This is a genomic window from Rubinisphaera italica (assembly GCF_007859715.1).
GTDB classification, from domain to species: domain Bacteria; phylum Planctomycetota; class Planctomycetia; order Planctomycetales; family Planctomycetaceae; genus Rubinisphaera; species Rubinisphaera italica.
Genome location: NZ_SJPG01000001.1, coordinates 2,275,373 through 2,292,154 on the forward strand (window position 1 = coordinate 2,275,373; position 16,782 = coordinate 2,292,154).

14 protein-coding genes are annotated in these 16,782 nt (G+C 48.5%); 7 read left to right on the forward strand and 7 right to left on the reverse strand.

The features are described from left to right. Positions 1-32: 32 nt before the first annotated feature. Positions 33-1,115: a recombinase RecA gene (gene recA / locus Pan54_RS08610; RefSeq protein WP_146503094.1), complete on the forward strand. Its 1,083-nt coding sequence runs from the start codon at positions 33-35 to the stop codon at positions 1,113-1,115. Positions 1,116-1,362: 247 nt separating this feature from the next. Here the strand turns inward: recA and Pan54_RS08615 are convergent, their stop codons facing one another. Continuing rightward, entirely contained in the window at positions 1,363-2,262 is a 900-nt protein-coding gene (locus Pan54_RS08615; protein WP_146503095.1) for an alpha/beta hydrolase, read from the reverse strand. A gap of 44 nt (positions 2,263-2,306) precedes the next feature. Then, on the reverse strand, positions 2,307-3,731 hold the full coding sequence (locus tag Pan54_RS08620; RefSeq protein ID WP_146503096.1) for a sulfatase family protein: 1,425 nt from the start codon (positions 3,729-3,731) through the stop codon (positions 2,307-2,309). Positions 3,732-3,882: 151 nt separating this feature from the next. On the opposite strand from Pan54_RS08620, the gene Pan54_RS08625 reads away from it, so the two are divergent. Genes Pan54_RS08625 through Pan54_RS08640 form a run of 4 tightly spaced genes read left to right on the forward strand, consistent with a single transcriptional unit; the run spans position 3,883 to position 6,467 of the window. Then, positions 3,883-4,209 carry a hypothetical protein gene (locus Pan54_RS08625; protein ID WP_242631258.1) on the forward strand — a complete coding sequence of 109 codons (327 nt, stop codon included), beginning with the start codon at positions 3,883-3,885 and terminating at the stop codon, positions 4,207-4,209. Next, complete coding sequence (locus Pan54_RS08630; RefSeq protein WP_242631259.1) at positions 4,206-5,561, forward strand: PQQ-binding-like beta-propeller repeat protein; 1,356 nt, start codon at positions 4,206-4,208, stop codon at positions 5,559-5,561. Before Pan54_RS08625 ends, Pan54_RS08630 begins: the two co-directional genes overlap by 4 nt. A gap of 11 nt (positions 5,562-5,572) precedes the next feature. After that, positions 5,573-5,851, forward strand: coding sequence for a putative signal transducing protein (locus tag Pan54_RS08635; protein WP_146503097.1), 279 nt, complete (start codon positions 5,573-5,575; stop codon positions 5,849-5,851). A 4-nt stretch (positions 5,852-5,855) separates the two neighbouring features. Beyond that, on the forward strand, positions 5,856-6,467 hold the full coding sequence (locus Pan54_RS08640) for a thioredoxin family protein (RefSeq protein WP_207310087.1): 612 nt from the start codon (positions 5,856-5,858) through the stop codon (positions 6,465-6,467). Positions 6,468-6,549: 82 nt separating this feature from the next. Here the strand turns inward: Pan54_RS08640 and Pan54_RS08645 are convergent, their stop codons facing one another. From Pan54_RS08645 to Pan54_RS08660, 4 genes are all read right to left on the reverse strand, one after another. Continuing rightward, positions 6,550-7,926 carry a Gfo/Idh/MocA family protein gene (locus Pan54_RS08645; RefSeq protein WP_146503098.1) on the reverse strand — a complete coding sequence of 459 codons (1,377 nt, stop codon included), beginning with the start codon at positions 7,924-7,926 and terminating at the stop codon, positions 6,550-6,552. Between the two features lie 179 nt (positions 7,927-8,105). Then, positions 8,106-9,530, reverse strand: coding sequence for a DUF1501 domain-containing protein (locus tag Pan54_RS08650; protein WP_146503099.1), 1,425 nt, complete (start codon positions 9,528-9,530; stop codon positions 8,106-8,108). Positions 9,531-9,622: 92 nt separating this feature from the next. After that, positions 9,623-10,192: an REP-associated tyrosine transposase gene (locus Pan54_RS08655; RefSeq protein ID WP_146503100.1), complete on the reverse strand. Its 570-nt coding sequence runs from the start codon at positions 10,190-10,192 to the stop codon at positions 9,623-9,625. A gap of 67 nt (positions 10,193-10,259) precedes the next feature. Then, positions 10,260-13,334, reverse strand: a complete 3,075-nt coding sequence (locus tag Pan54_RS08660; protein ID WP_242631260.1) for a PSD1 and planctomycete cytochrome C domain-containing protein — start codon at positions 13,332-13,334, stop codon at positions 10,260-10,262. A 217-nt stretch (positions 13,335-13,551) separates the two neighbouring features. Between Pan54_RS08660 and Pan54_RS08665 the strand changes: the two genes are divergently transcribed. Further along, positions 13,552-14,004 (forward strand): hypothetical protein, encoded by a 453-nt coding sequence (locus tag Pan54_RS08665; protein WP_146503101.1) that lies wholly within the window; start codon positions 13,552-13,554, stop codon positions 14,002-14,004. 88 nt (positions 14,005-14,092) lie between these two features. On the opposite strand, the gene Pan54_RS08670 is transcribed toward Pan54_RS08665, so the two are convergent. Beyond that, positions 14,093-15,424, reverse strand: coding sequence for a sulfatase-like hydrolase/transferase (locus Pan54_RS08670; protein ID WP_146503102.1), 1,332 nt, complete (start codon positions 15,422-15,424; stop codon positions 14,093-14,095). 236 nt (positions 15,425-15,660) lie between these two features. On the opposite strand from Pan54_RS08670, the gene nadA reads away from it, so the two are divergent. Then, positions 15,661-16,650, forward strand: a complete 990-nt coding sequence (nadA, locus tag Pan54_RS08675; RefSeq protein ID WP_146503103.1) for a quinolinate synthase NadA — start codon at positions 15,661-15,663, stop codon at positions 16,648-16,650. Positions 16,651-16,782 lie beyond the last annotated feature (132 nt).

The following is a 16,782-nucleotide window of genomic DNA, read 5'->3' on the forward strand; positions in this document are numbered from 1 at the left end:
TATCAAATGGCAGTATCACGAAGGATTGAAAGATGGCGAAAGCACGCTCACGGGCAGCAACTCCGGCCCCTACAGATAATGGAAATCCAGAAAAGCAACTCGACAATGCGTTAGGACAAATTGAGAAAGCCTTCGGTAAAGGCTCGATTATGAAACTGTCCGACTCTGGACAGGATGCGATTCAGGGAATTCCCTCCGGTGCCCTTTCTCTCGACCTGGCATTAGGTGGCAAAGGCTACCCTCGTGGTCGAATTATCGAACTGTTTGGCCCGGAATCGAGTGGTAAAACGACTTTGGCGTTGCATGCGATTGCCAGTGCACAGAAACAAGGAGGCGTTGCCGCATTCGTCGATGCCGAACACGCACTCGACCCCTCCTGGGCTCGGCGTCTCGGCGTAAATCTCGAAGAACTGCTGGTCAGTCAACCTTCTTATGGTGAAGAAGGCCTGCAGATTGCCGAAATGCTGATTAAATCGAATGCCGTCGACATTATTGTTGTCGACTCAGTCGCGGCTCTGGTCCCGAAGTCGGAACTGGATGGAGAAATTGGCGATACGCATGTCGGTCTTCAGGCTCGAATGATGAGTCAGGCGATGCGAAAATTGACAGGAGCGATTGCCCGCTCCAAAACGACCGTCGTTTTCATTAACCAGATTCGCGAAAAAATCGGAGTCATGTTTGGTAGCCCCGAAACGACGCCCGGCGGTCGCGCATTGAAATTCTATTGCTCCTGCCGCGTGGATGTTCGAAAAATCAGTACGTTGAAAGAAGGAGACGAAACAACAGGTATTCGCATCAAAGCGAAAATCGTTAAAAACAAGGTTGCACCGCCGTTCCGGATTGCTGAATTCGACATGCTCAATTCCTGCGGCATCAGCTACGAAGCCGATATTCTCGATCTGGCAACAAACGAGCGCATCGTCGAGCGATCCGGCAGCTGGTTCAGTTATGGCAAAACTCGACTTGGACAGGGCCGCGAAAAAGCTCGACTGTTCCTGTTGGAAAACCCAGAAATCACCGAAGAACTCCGCGTCAAAACCCTTGAAAAACGAGGATTCTCCACCGGACTGGGAGCTCCTGAAGAAACACCAGTTGAAGAGGAAGCAACGAGTTAATTTTAGATGTCAGTCGATTACGGGATCCACTGCTGGCGTGTCCGGCAGTGGATCGATCGTTGGCTTCTGAGCATCATAGCCATTTCCATGAATGTTTAGCGGGAGATTGACTGGAAACATAGGGCTCAATCCATCAAAAAGCCGCTACCGCAAACTGCAGTAGCTTTACGTCTCAATCAAAAATACAAACTCGAAGCGCAAACGAGTTCGTGATACGCTTTCAAACTGAATCTTTTAAAAACTCCAGTTACTCACTGGCTCGTGTCAGCCATCCGCTTCTTTGTAACCAGTCGGTGCAACGATCTGGCCAGGTGGTCACAGGTTGATCATCAATACGGCGTAAACCGTAACCATGTCCTCCGGTGTCGTAAACGTGCAAGTCGAAGGGAATGTTGTTCCGCTTCAATTCGAGTGACAGCAGCAGGCTTCCTTCCACGGAAATGGGATCGTTGAATGCGTGCACTATAAACATGGGTGGTGTCGACTCATCGACTGTTAAGTCGGCTGCCAATGCGGAAGTCTCCTTATCATTCAGATAAGCAGGGTAGATAAGCATCACGGAATTTGGACGGAAATTGTTCTCGTCACTCGCGTCGATCGGTTCATAAAGTCTCTCTTTGGTCAAAGCGGCTCGTGCAGCAGTGTGACCACCTGCAGAAAAGCCGAGGACTCCCACTCGATTGGCATCCAATTTCCATTCTTTCGCTTTTGATCGCACTAAACTGATCGCTCGTTGTGTGTCCTGAACGGGGGCTTTCCAGACGGGGTCTTGACCACGCGTCGGCACACGATATTTGAGGACAACTGCAGTCACTCCAATATCGTTAAGCCACTCAGCAACTTCGGTCCCCTCCAGATCCCAGGCCAGAATGTTGAATCCCCCCCCCGGGCAGATAACGACAACCGAGCCATTCTGTTTCGATTCCTCAGGAAAATATACGTGAAGTTCTGGAGTCGTAACATTTGCCAGTTTAATAATTCGTCGACCGGCAATCAGGCGGTCGGTCGGTTTGGTGATATCCTGTTCGGGTCCGACTTCACGATCTGGCCCTGGCGGTTTTCCCGGCCAGACTTTCAGGACTTCTTGCGCATTGACTGTAGTGATCAAACCGAAAGTCAGGACCATCATTGTCATCATTAATTTCATGATATTCTCTATATGTTTAGGGGTGTCGGTGATGTTATTGGCTGCTATTGTTTTTCATATCTGCTCATTGACTGGATCCCTTCCTGAGTCAACAGCGGATCTTCCGTTTCTTCCTGCCATTGCTGTAAACTTGAAAGTAATTGAGCCTTAATTGTCTGGTGGTCGGGATCGTCGAATAAATTTTTGAATTCCCAGGGATCCGATTTCAAATCGTACAATTCATATTCGGGAGGAGTAGCCGCTCGTTGATAGGCTTGCCTCATCTCAGAGGACTGCTCAGGATCTTTCATGACCAGTTCATAAGCGGCATCGCCATCGACACTCGTACGAGCCGATTTTTCATTGGCCAGCAAATTGTGGATCAATTTATAGCGTTCGTTGCGAATTGATCTTCTCGGGAAGAAAGGAGAACTGCCGTGATAATGAAATTCTGTGGCGAGAGTGTTACGGCATTGAGCAGGATCGAGAGATGTCGAAAGAGATCGGCCTTGAGTATGGACATCCTTCTGAATCCCAGCAGCTTCCAGAAAAGTAGGGAGAATATCGACGGTTGAAACCAGAGCAGGGGAGCGGTCGGCTTTTTCAAACTTACCGGGCCAATGCAGCAGCATCGGGACTTTCGCACCTGCCTCGTAGCAGGTTGTCTTCCCACGATAAAAGGGAGGTCCATGATCGGAGACGAACAGAATCAGTGTATCTTCTGAATGTCCGGAAGCTTGCAATTCATCGAGCAGTAAACCAACCCCAGCATCAAATCGCGAGCAGGCATTGTAGTACTGGGTAATCCGCTCGATCTCTTCGGGATGGTCGAGTTTCTGAAATGGAAACGCAGAGACTTCACCAACCCTCAATGGTGATTTTGGAATCCCTTTATACTGTGTCGGAAATGCTTCTTTTGGAGGTCGGGGACTGCGGCCATAGACGTGTGGATCCGAATAATTAGCCATGAAGAAGAACGGGCCATTGGAAGCCTTAAAGAATTCACCGATCTTTTTGGCAATCACTTTGACATCACGCGAATCGCCTCGGATTCGTTCATCAAATGGAAATGTCTTTTCAGGACCAACATGCAATTTGCCGGAGATGCCCGTAGTATAGCCAGCTTCTTTCAGCAAGGCTGGAATTGTTTTGTCGTACAGTTTCTCATGAATCTGGAAACCGACTCCCGCATTCAGTAAGCCATACTGACCATTGGTGTGCGGATACAGCCCTGTAAACATCGCACTTCGAGAGGGACTGCAAGAGGCCTGGGCAACGTAAGCGTTTTCAAAGAGTCGACTGCGTTTGGCCAATGTATCCAAGCGAGGAGTTTTCGCTGCAGTGTCCCTATAACAGCCGAGTTGCATTCCCATATCATCAGCCGTGATTAAGAGAATATTGAGAGGTTCATCGGCATTTAATGAAATTGCAGAGATAATTACGCTGAAATTCAGCAGAATGATAATCGTGAAGAATCTGAGAAATGCCATCAATTTTCTCCGGGGGAAGGAAAGGATCTGTTCGTCAGGGATTGGGAATTGTCTATAATCGACTGACCCTGATCCATAAGTAAGAGTTTAACTGAGAATTGCAGGATTGGAAACCAAGTCTGCTGAGTTGAATTTAAGGAAGTTCGGAAGAATGTTGACTATGCCTCGCCGGATGAAATATGGAAACTGTCCATGCTGTCGTCGCGAAACATTGTTGACGTTTCATCATCTCATTCCCCAGAAAATGCACCGACGACCCCATTTCCAGAAGAAGTACACGAAGGAAGAATTGAACCGTGGGATTTGCGTTTGCCGGTTGTGCCACAATGGGATCCATGACCGGTTTGATGAGATGACCCTCGCCAAGAATTTTTCCACTTACGAACTCCTGATGGCCGATGATTCGCTGCAAAAACATTTTGGCTGGGTTGCCAAACAGAAAACAAAAACAGGTCAGCTATCGAAAGAGGCGGGATGATGGAATCACGATACTACTTGAGAACGTTAGGGACAGTGACCAGTCTGCTGATGCTGATTGCATTATTAGGATGTCAGAAAAAAACTCCTGTAAAACAAGTGAGCATTGAACAGTCGTCAGTTTCTTTCTCCGAAAAAAATCTGTCGCACTTAAAATCCGAATGGCCCGGCTGGCGAGGTCCCGATCAAAGCGGAGTTGCCGGAGAAGCAGACACACCGACGCATTGGAGCGAGACCGAAAATGTGAAATGGCGGGTCGATGTTCCCGGCCGCGGAAACGCATCTCCTGTGATTGTCAATAATCGCATCTATCTCGCGACCGCCGATGATTCTGCTCAGAAACAAAAGATCGTTGCTTTTGATATCACAGATGGCAGTCAACTCTGGTCGACCACAGTGAATGAAGGTGGGTTTCCTTCCTCCGGACAAATGCATCCGAAAAGCACACACGCCAATGGCACAGTTCTTTGTGATGGAACGCGTGTGATCACCGCGTCCCTGCATCACGAAAAGATTACGGCTTATGCTTTGAATGTTGAAACAGGCAAGATCATCTGGACGCAGGAACTTGGCGCGTTCAATTCAAAATTTGGATACGCCCCCTCTCCCGTTTTATACAACTCATTTGTGATCTTTGCCTGCGATAATCATGGCGGAGGATATCTGTGTGCTCTCGATACCGAATCAGGAGAGCTGGCCTGGCGAGTGGAACGACCACTGGCGAGCACATATTCCTCTCCTCGAATTGCGAACGTCGGCGGGAAGGATCAACTATTGATTTCCGGAGGCGAAAAAATCATCAGTTACGATCCCCGCACCGGAAAAGAGAACTGGCAGACACCCGGCACGGCCGATGCAACTTGTGGAACTGTTGTTGTGGCTAAGGATCTCATCATTGCCAGTGGCGGTTATCCACAAAGCCAGACGATTGCTCTTGATAGTGCAGGGCAGAAACAATGGGAGGTGAAGACGAAACTCTATGAGCCATCATTGATTACTGTTGGAGATACACTCTTCGGAATCACCGACAAAGGAATTGCCTATTGCTGGGATGTTACAACAGGAGCCGAGCAGTGGAAGGAACGGCTCGGAGGAAACTTCTCAGCCTCTCCTGTGGCGGTTGGTGATACGATTTATGTTTCGAATTTGGAAGGACAAACTTTTGTATTCAAGGCCAATCCTTCAAGCTTTCAGCAAATTTCAGTAAATCGCCTCGGAACGGATTGTTACGCCAGCCCGGCAGTATATGATGGAAACATCTACCTGCGAATCGGAACTGGGAACGGTCAGAGTCGCCAGGAAGAACTTGTCTGCCTGAGTCGGCAGCCGAGTGGGAATTCGAGTCAAAATTGATTGGAAATAAAATGGACGATTCCTCATCTACAAGCGATCCTCATCGTCTTAATGAGAACATTATTGAAATTTACCGCGCGAGAAATCTCAGCGAAGCCCAAATGCTGGTGAATGTTCTGGCTGACCAGGGGATTGAAGCTCAAATTGGTGGAGCAAGTTCTTCTGGTGGTTATGCCGAAGTGGTGGGCTGGCATGGTTCCCCTCAAGTACTTGCCTTTGAAAATGATCGCAATAAAGCCCGGGCAATTATTGAAGAGTATTTGAACATTACACTTGATGAAATTGAGTAAGAGTATGAATCGAATTGTTTTGGGAATGTTCCTGCTGAGCAGTTTAATTTCTGGAAGCAATCTGGAGGCTGGAAAATACAATCCCGATCGAAGCATCGGAGATCATTTTGCAGGCTTCGACGCTCTTCCCGCTACTGATGACAAATCGTATTCCACAAAAGATTTCAAAGATGCGGATGTGCTCGTAATTGCTTTCACCTGCAACAGTTGCCCGTATGCCGAAGATTATGAATCCCGTTTTGAACAGTTTCAAAAGAAATACGCGAAGAACAATCGTGTCAAATTTGTGGCGATCAACTGCAATCTTGTGAAGGCAGATTCGCTGGAGAAAATGAAAGAGAAAGCAGAGGAAGCGGGCTTTACGTTTCCCTATCTGTTCGATGAAAGTCAGCAAACCGGACGTGATCTCGGAGCACTCCGTACACCTGAATGTTTCGTGTTGAATAAGGCTCGCAACATTGCCTACATGGGAGCTTTTGACGATAGTACGAATGCTTCTGAAGTGAAACAGCAATACGTGGTTGACGCTGTCGAAGCGTTGCTACAGGGGGATCAGCCAGAAATTAGAGAAACGCCCCCGATCGGATGTTTGATTCGATACAAACGTGTCCGGTAAGTAGCTGCATAAGATAAAAGTAAAACAGCCGCGAAATCTTTACTTTCGCGGCTGTTTGCTCGTCAACACAAGTTGAGTTGAACTATGCGTTGATTTCGTAGCCCTTGCGTTGCTCGCGGGACTGCATGCTGTTGGCTTGTTCGTCGCCGACGATCTGCTCGTTTTCTGCATCCCAGTTCAACTGACGATCGAGTCGAATTGTAATGTTAGCCAGGTGACAGGTTGTCATGGCTCGATGATGCGAGTAGACATCGGAAATAGGCAGTTCACGAGATTTCACGCATTCCATGAAGTTCTGCATGTGCGAAGTCGGTTTGCCGCCGTACAGTTTTTCTATGGCATCTTCCGGCAGCGGATTGTCTTTGAGGTCTTCAACGGCCTGTCCGGAAATCTTGCCGCGATTAACGAACAATTTGCCTTCAGTACCTTCAAACATAATGCCGTTGTCGAAGCCGAGATCGTTGGCTTCATTGCGAATGTGCATCACGATGCCATTGTTGAAGCCTGTTTTTACGTTGAACTTAGTCGCGACATTGTAGCGATCGTTCAGGGTTGGCATTCCGTCTTTCATAGGAGTTGGATGAGAAGCCATGACAGGTTCAAAGGTTGCGACGCGGGCGCCTTCGTTCGCTTCTTCAATCGCCCATTGTGCGATATCGATATGATGGGCACCCCAGTCGGTCATCTTTCCGCCGGAATACTCATACCACCAGCGGAATTCATAATGACAGTTGGAGTTGCCCCAGCGTCCACCCTCTTTGTGTCGATAATCGCACAGCGGAGCCTGCCCGAGCCACATTTCCCAATTCAGTCCCTTGGGGACTTCGACGGCTGGAATCGGTCCGCTTTCACCTACTCCACCAATCGCACAAGTGACTTCCTTCAGTTTGCCAATGCGACCATCTTTAACAATTGCGATTGCCTGCAGAAAGCGTTGTCCCATTTCGGTTCGCTGTTGAGTACCGACTTGAAAGACGGCATTGGTTTCATCGAGAGCCTTGATGATCTGACGACCTTCGTCAATTGTCAGCGTCAAAGGCTTTTCGCAATAGACATCCTTGCCGGCTTTCATCGCTTCGATGGCAATTTTAGTATGCCAGTGATCGGGCGTGACAATCGTTACGAGGTCGATGTCATCTCGCTCGAGTATTTTTCGATAGTCTTCGTAAACATCAACCTTTTTATCGCTGCCTTGTGCCTTTTGCACGCGTTCTTTGCCTTGTCCGGCATGATTTGAGTCGACATCACAGACGGCTGCACAATCGCCAAATTTCATCGCTGCTGGTCCCACTGCTCCCCAGCGAGATCCGGTGCCGATACAACCGATGACAGGTCGTTCATTCGGTGTCTCAAAATTAGCCTGTGCCTGGCTGGTGAAGATGTAAGGCATAGAAGCGATGCCGGCTGATGCGGCACTCGCTTTTTTGAGAAAATCACGGCGCGATGTCTGAAAGCTCATTTTGTTTCTCCTGTGAAATTCAAGTATTGTTGATAGCTCTGAAATGGTGTCGTTCGGCGAGCGCGGCGAATAAACATCAAGAGAAGATTATATGTATTGGAGATAAGAAGCGAAAGGATGAATTGGAAATGGTTCTCGAATTCTGTACTTCGGCTCATTAATCAAGCAAACTTGATTCTTTACGCGAGGATTTCTTTGACGATTTCCCCATGCACATCGGTGAGGCGATAATCGCGGCCCTGGAAACGGAAGGTGAGTTGTTTGTGATTGAATCCGAGCAGGTGCAAAATCGTGGCATGGAGATCATGCACGTGCACCGGCTTCTCTCCGACATTGAAACCGAGTTCGTCGGTAGAGCCGTGGGTGATACCCGGTTTGATTCCGCCACCGGCTAACCACATCGAAAAGGAATTCGGGTGATGATCGCGACCATCGTTCCCACCTTGCACCATCGGAGTACGGCCAAATTCTCCGCCCCAGATGACGAGTGTTTCATCGAGCATGCCCTGTTGTTTCAAGTCGGCAATCAGTGCCGCACAAGCCTGATCGGTTGCTTTGCAGTTGTTAGCGATGCCATTCTTTAAGCCGCCGTGCTGATCCCAGGATTCGTGAAATAACTGAACGAAACGAACGCCACGCTGAACGAGTCGTCGTGCAAGCAGACAGTTGTTAGCAAACGAGGCTTTCCCCGGCTCGGCTCCATACTGTTCAAGAACGTGAGCTGGCTCGTTATTGAGATCCATCGCTTCCGGCGCGCTGGTCTGCATACGGAAAGCCATCTCATAAGAACTGATACGAGTCGCGATTTCGGGATCCCCGACGAGATCGAGTTGCCGACGATTGATCGCATTGACGGCATCGAGAGTCGAGCGCTGCACCTGCCGATCGATTCCTTCCGGATTGGAAAGATAAAGGACGGGATCACCACTGGTCCGAAATTCGACGCCGGAATGCACAGTCGGCAGAAATCCACTGCTCCAGTTACTCGACCCGGCACTCGGCCCCTTGTTTCCGCTGTTAAAAACAATGTATGAGGGGAGATTACGAGACTCACTTCCCAGTCCATAGGTGACCCAGGAGCCCATGCTCGGACGTCCGAACTGTTGAGACCCCGTACTCATCAGCAGTTGACCAGGAGCATGATTGAAGGCATCGGTTTTCATCGAGCGGATGATGCAAAGATCATCAACGACTTTAGCCAGATGAGGCAATTGATCCGAGAGTTCTGCTCCCGATTCACCGTGCCTGGCAAACGGATATTTAGGGCCTAACAGTTTCGAATTGGGATTAATGAAAGCGGCTCGATAACCTTTTAGCAAATCGGCTGGGGGCAATGTCCCATCGAGTTTTTCGAGCGTCGGTTTGTAATCGAACAGTTCAAACTGACTCGGTCCGCCTCCCATAAACAGGAGGATGACATTCTTAGCCCTAGCCGGAAAGTGCGGCTGTTTCGGAGCCAGAGGATCATCACTCAATGAAGCTGCTTTCGCGGTTTTCTGCAACATGCTGGCCATTGCCATACCACCCAGGCCGATTCCGCATTGCTGGAGAAACCAGCGACGAGCGACATGATTGTGAGGTAGTATCCCGATTTGATTATCCATGTTATGACTTCCGTCTCTATTAATCCGGTGTAGGTCAGGCACTGCCTGACGAGATTACCACGCCATTTTCTCAAAGTCGTTGTGCGATGAATTTACTCACCAACAGTCTGCTTAATTTCTCTCGCGATGATTTCCATGGTTTGGCCTTCGAGCCTACCCCAGTCTGGTGAATAGACTCCAGCCTTGACCCAACGATGAAAACTGGACGACGGCCACTCCGAAACATGCTTAACTAATCCATGCTTAACAGGATTGTAGTGCAAATAATCAAAGTGCGATTCGAAATCATCTTCGTCTACTATCGTATGTTCCCAGAATCGCGGTTGCCAGACTCCTTTACGATGCTCATTGTTTCTTGCCTCTGAAATTGAACGTTGCATTCCTCCATGCTCTAACCATTGCTTTGTAAAGGAAGACTTTATAAGGCCCCATCGCTTTGAAAAGTTTGTGTCACCTCTCGGTAGTGTCCAAATCGTATGAATGTGATCTGGTAAAACAACAACAGCATTCATTTCAAATGGCATTGTCGATTGGCAAATTTGGAATGCATTTAGTAACGATTTTCTGGCGATTTCTGAGTTCAGTATTGGTCGTCGATTATCAGTCACCACTGTAAAGAAAAAACTACCTCCTGGAACATTCGCTCGACGATAATTGGGCATTTATTGAGCTCCGGAACCCGATTTCGTCAGGCAGTGCCTGACCTACAGCTTATTGACAAAATGTGAATCACTGTCGTGTAATTGTTTCATCGAGATTTAAAATTGCTCGGGCAATAATGCTCCATGTGGCCAATTCGTTGGCTTCAGGACTCTGGTCAACATCTGTGGAACTCCCATTAATTACCTGGACGGACAACTCTTTCGATTCGATTCGCTGACGGATCTCTATTAATAACGATTCCAAAATCTCGACTTCTTCCTCTTCAGCTTCACGACTGACGGCTAATTGAAATGCATATTGAATTCGCTCAGCATCATCGATGTCACACTCTGTGAGAATTCGTTTTGCAAATGCTTTGGCAAAGTCGACGAATTGGGGTTCATTGAGCATGACCAGAGCCTGCAGTGGTGTGTTACTGCGCGTTCTGCGGACACAGGACGCATCACCTTTGGGAGAATCGAACACCTGTAAAGGAGGGTAGGGGACTGACCGGTACTGATGAATGTAGAGACTTCGCCGATACTGCTGCTCATTCGAAGAAAGTGGCCATTGTTTCGGACCGTAACTGGCGGGTGGTTGAAAGAGAAATTTGGGAGCAGGGGGATAAACACTCGGCCCGCCGATTTGTCGATTGAGTAAGCCACTGGCCGTCAGAGCAATGTCGCGAACAACTTCCGAACGAACTCGGAAGCGGGCACCACGTGCCAGCAGAATATTGAAGGGGTCTTTTTCCAGTAATTCTGGTGAGATAACGGAACTCTGCTGATAGGTTTTCGAGGTTACAATCAGTTTGTGGATATGTTTCAGTTCCCAGTTATGCTCCATCAATTCGACGGCCAGCCAGTCGAGCAATTCAGGATGAGAGGGCGGCGGAGATTGCGAGCCGAGATCCTCAGGGGTGCTGACAATTCCGCGTCCGAAGTAAGCCTGCCAGATTCGATTGACGATTGTACGAGCCGTTGTCGGAGAATCGTCCGAGACCAGCCAGCGGGCAAAGTCGAGGCGATCCGGAGCTGGTGTATCTTGAAAAGGATTCAAAAAACCGGGAGCCCCCGGCTGGACTTCATTTCCGGGATTGAGAAAATCGCCACGCTGCATGAGATGCGTTTTGCGGGGAGAATTCATTGTTTTCACTGCCAGTTGACTGACCGGTGCCGGGTGTATTTTCCAGAGAGCTTCGATTTCTGCATTCTCGGCTGAGAATTCGGGATTGATAGACAACCAGTAGGAAAACAGAGTTTCTCGCTGATCATCATTCAATTGTTCTGCGGGTTGAGTTAGCAGTTCTCGAATGGCGAGTGGAACAGGATCAGCCTGAGTCAGGTCGCCGTCGGTGACGGAAAATCGATAGCGTCCGAAAATGTAGGATTGATTGTCGTCGGAATTCCAGCCGCCATGAAGTTGTGCGAGTTTCCAGGTGAGGACGAAATCTTCGTCAAAATTGATGGGTGTTTCCGGTATAAAAACCGCATAGGCATTTTCGTTTCTGCGACCGGGATCGAGATCACTCGTCCAGGCGGTTTTGTTATCGCCATCGATGGCGTATTCGATGGGGCCGGTCACGCGATCATCCTTTTCAGCATCTTTCTGACGGAATGCGGCTGGCAATTCGGAGTGAGCCGCATTGACGTTGGAGAGAGCGCGGGTGAATTTGATCTTCGTTTTTTTGCCGGGATCAGTTGCCGGTGCGACATGAACTTCAAATTCGGTAAGTGCACCGGTTCCATACAAAGAACGACCGGGGCCATTGTGGGGGAGTTGGGGATGAGTCAGTAAATCGAGCCGAACTGCTCGAATTTCCTGAGCAGGGATCGTCTGACTCAATTCCACATTCGATTTCGTCGGGGCATAACTTTCACTCAGAACGGAACCATCTTCGAGGATGCGAAACTTCTGTCCTTCGAAGGGAACTTCGGTAGGCGTGACTGACTTCCACGTCACAAGATGCTCTCGGGTTTGATCAGCCCAATTATTGAGTTGCTGTTTCCAATCCGGATGTTGTTGTTTGATACGGGCTTTGATTTGCGAAATTTGGTCGAGTATTGATTTCCGCTGCTCCTGTTGCTCAGGTGTATAGACGGTTGTAATCGCTTCGTGAAAATCGTTGAGAGCCGCGTACATGCGGTAGTAATCGGTTTGAGTGATGGGATCGAATTTGTGAGTGTGACACTGGGCGCATTGGGTGGTCAGTCCGAGAATCGCTTTGCCGATGGCATCCATACGATCGAACATTCCTTCGACACGAAACTGCTCAGGATCGGCTCCGCCTTCTTCATTAACCATTGAATTTCGGAGAAAACCAGTCGCAACAATTTCATCCTGACCAGCCTGTGGCAGCAGGTCTCCTGCAATTTGTTCGATGATAAATTCATTGTAAGGCTTATTCTCATTGAGAGAATTAATGACCCAGTCTCGATAGAACCAGACTTCGCGTTGCTTGTCTTTTTCATAACCATCCGAGTCAGCATAGCGAGCGGCATCGAGCCACCAGCGTCCCCAGTGTTCGCCGTAGTGAGGGGAATTTAAAAGGCGTTCAATCAATTTCACTTGTGCATTTCCATCCGTATTATTGAGGAAATCGGAAATCTCATCTGGTGAAGGGGGGAGGCCGATTAAATCGAGCGAGAGCCGTCGCAGGAGCGTCTCTCTATCCGCGGGAGGACTGAAATCCAGTTGATTCTGTTCCAGTTTCGCAGCGACGAAGCGATCAATCGGATTTTTCAATTCCGTCTGAACTGAAGATGCGGGCAACTCTGGACGCTTCGGCGGAACGAAAGACCAGTGTTCGGCATAGGGAGCATCTTGCTCAATCCATTTTCGGAAACTGGCAATGTCCGCTTCACTGAGCGATTTTCCACTGGAAGGGGGAGGCATTTTGAGATCAGACTCGGTCGATGTGATTCGATCAAGAATGAGGCTTTGCGAGGGTTCGCCCGGAACTATGGCTCCGTAATCGATGGCTGCACTGCGTTGATCCAGCCGAAGATCAGCTTCGCGGGTTTCTTCATCGGGACCGTGACAGAAATAACATTTATCAGAAAGCAGCGGACGGATATCGCGATTGAAGTCGATATCCTCAGCATGAACCGACGAAGTCAGCGATGTCAAAATCCCGAAAGCCAGTAGCAGGCGAAAACTCATGTACGATCCCATGAATATTGAAAAGCGGATTGAGGCTGTTTGTGCATTGTAATTTACAATATGCATTGCCCTTGATCTATGCAATCCCCCTGGCGGAGAGCAAATGGCATCACTGTTCGCTCCTGTTGGTTTTGTGCACGCTAACGACTAAAGTGAGTAATATCCGAAACACTTTTGATATCCTGGCTTTACTTCACTCAGATTGAACAACACAAAGATGACGAACATTGTCGCACACCATACCCCTGAGCAGGATCGTCGTAACAAAATCATCCTGACAATTTGCCTGATTATTGCAGTGACACTCAGCATTGCTGTGGTGGTGGGACGCTGGAATAATGGCGTAGATGCTCAGAATCATGCCGTGAGAGTGATGTTTTCTGTGGTGAACGACTATATGAATGCCAACGAAGGAGCCTGGCCGAAATCCTGGCAGGATCTGGAATCGTTTCCCTCTGAAGGGAACTGGTACGATCCTATTGATTTTGAACTGACGAAAAAGCATGTCGTGATCGATTTCGAGCCGAATCTTGCTCAGGTGGCTGAACAATCACCTCCTGAATTTCAGGCGATTCGTCCGGTGAATCCGGTCTTTGATTTCGGCAAAGATCCACGTCTTGTGCAGCTACTGATGACGGTCAAACGGTTTCAAGGTGACAAGGCAGAATAAGTTTGAACCGCAGATGGTCGCGAATGAACGCAGATATTTTGCATCTGCGCTCATCCGCGGTTCATAAATTCCTTTTTCTGATCATTTACTATTCTTTAATTTCATCAGAATTCGAAATTAATTTCGAGAGAGCTGAGTAAGTCGCTTCTGCATCTTCTTCCAACTCAGTGACATTCAATGGTTTTTTCTCGAACGGATCTTTTTCACAATTGAAAAATCGGCCATCTTTATAGAGTTTCCAGGTATGGTCTTTGTAAAAATACTTATTTCCACGACCTTCAGCTGAGACCCACTGGCGTGGACTTGCGATGCCAGACGTAATTCGCTTTGCAAAACTCTGTCCATCGAGAGTTAAGTCTTCTGGCAAGTCCGCGGAAGCGATTTCAGCGAATGTCGGTAAGAAGTCACTGAAGTCGATGAGGTCATCGCAGACTTGATCTCCCTCAATATGGCCAGTCCAGTTGGCGATCAGAGGAACGCGGGTGCCCCAGTCGGTCAAATCGCCTTTGCCGCCTGGAATCATCGCTCCGTGAAATTCCGACACCACATTTTCGTAAGTGAATTTTCCGTTTTCATCGTAGGTCAGTTTTGATTTTTTCGGTGTACCGTTGTCGGTCGTGAACAAGATGAGGGTATTTTCTCGCAGTTTCATACGATCGAGAGCGGCGATCAATTTGCCGATTTCTTCGTCCATTTGATCAGCCATCTCTGCAAAATTGTCGTAGCGACCGCGAGGACCGTAAGGGACAGGCTCTTTCAAATCATCGGTGACGTCATGACACAGGGCCATCGAGTAATAGGCAAAGAAGGGGCCTTGCTGATTCTTTTCGATAAAATCAATCAGGAAGTCGACATAGAGATCGGGACCATATTTCTCCTCAGTCCCTTCGAGGAGTTCGCCGTTCTGATAGATGAACGGATCGTGATATCGGGCACCTTCATGCCAGCCGAAGAGGGAGGATTGCTCAAAGCCGAGCCGAGCGGCATGATCGCGTTTTTTATTCATCATGCAGAGTTGCCATTTACCCGCGATGGCCGTTTTATAACCGGCTCGTTTCAGGATCTGTGCAAAAGTTTTCGATTCCAGGTTATCCGGATAGCTGCCCCAGGCGGGGTAGCCATTGTTTCTCGGATATTTCCCGCTCACAAGTGTCGTGCGGGAAGGGTGGCAGACAGGCATCGAATAGCAGTGTTCAAAGCGGATTCCGTCATTGGCCAGTTTGTCCAGATGAGGCGTTTGATAGGATGTGCCACCGTAGCAGCCAAGAACTTCACGACCGACATCGTCCGCCAGAATGAAGACGATATTCGGCTGCGTTGAAGAGGCTTTTTCCAGTGCCCAACTTGCCGAGCCAGCTGAAATTGCGAAAAATAGCGGTAGGAGAGTTCGCAGAAGCTTGAGAGTCTGGTAATCAGACATAATAAGTCTTTCTGTTTTATGAATTGTCTGCAGTTGTCGTTTCTATTTTCAGTCGTAGATCAGTCAATGCCTGACCTACACCATATTGAGCGACGCAAAGGCTGACCGCGTCAGGTCCATGAGAAAGCACTCAAAATGAGGCTTTGAAAATCCGCTGAACCTGTAGCGAGAAACTTCGTTATCACTTATAATTAAGTTTTCCAGTATTAAACGCAATAGCCAGAAGAGAAGCCGTCATGGAATTTGCCGTCGTTGGTCAAGAGCAGGAAGTCTATGAAGATCCCTTGGATCTGATGGATGAAATTGAACAACTCAAAATCGAAAAGGATGCAAAAATCCTGGCACATTTCTATGTCGATGGAGATATTCAGGACATCGCCGACTACACCGGCGACAGTTTAAAGCTGGCACGTGATGCCGTTTCTATTGAAAGTTCGACCATCGTCTTCAGCGGCGTACACTTCATGGGAGAATCGGCCAAGATTCTCAGCCCGGAAAAAACGGTTTTAATGCCTGACCTGCAAGCAGGTTGCTCTCTTGCGGAAAGCTGTCAGGCCCCGGATTTGAAAGCGATGCAGGACAAACTCCGCGCGGAAGGACGTCAAATTCAGACGGTTGCTTACATCAATACGTCAGCCGCTGTGAAAAGTTTATGTGACTGGATTGTGACCAGTGGAAATGCCCGGGAAATTGTCGAACGAATTCCAGCCGATCAGGAAATTTTGTTTGTCCCTGATCAGCACCTCGGACGCTACCTAATGGAAGTGACCGGCCGGGAGATGATCCTGTGGCCAGGGTCCTGTATGGTTCACGAGATTTTCAGCCTGCAGGATATGCTGCGAGCCAAGAAGAATAATCCGGGGTCAGTCATTATTGCTCACCCGGAATGCCCGCAAAATATTCTGGAAGTTTCCGATTTCATTGGCGGCACCGAAAAGATGCGTCAGTATGTAGCTTCTGTCGAAGAGCCGACTAAGTTTCTGGTAGCGACCGAATCTGCAATGATTCATCCCCTCGAAAAAATTGCACCTCGGCACGAATATATCCCAGTCCCGGGAATCATGGAAAGCACAGGGGAAACCTGTGCCTGCAATCGCTGTCCTCACATGGCTCGTAATACATTGCAGAAAGTTCGGGACTGCTTGAAGCATGGCAAACCAGAAATTGTCTGGCAGGACTATTTTAATCAGGCTAAGGAAGTCCTCGAACGCAGCCTGCTGAAATAAATTCAGACCTGTGCCAGTACTTTGATAAACCGCCAAGACACTAAGACCGCCACTGACAACAGTTGACTCATCGTGGTCAAAAAAATAGATAATCCGTTATCATTTCAGTCATTCTGTCCATACGAGAGAATC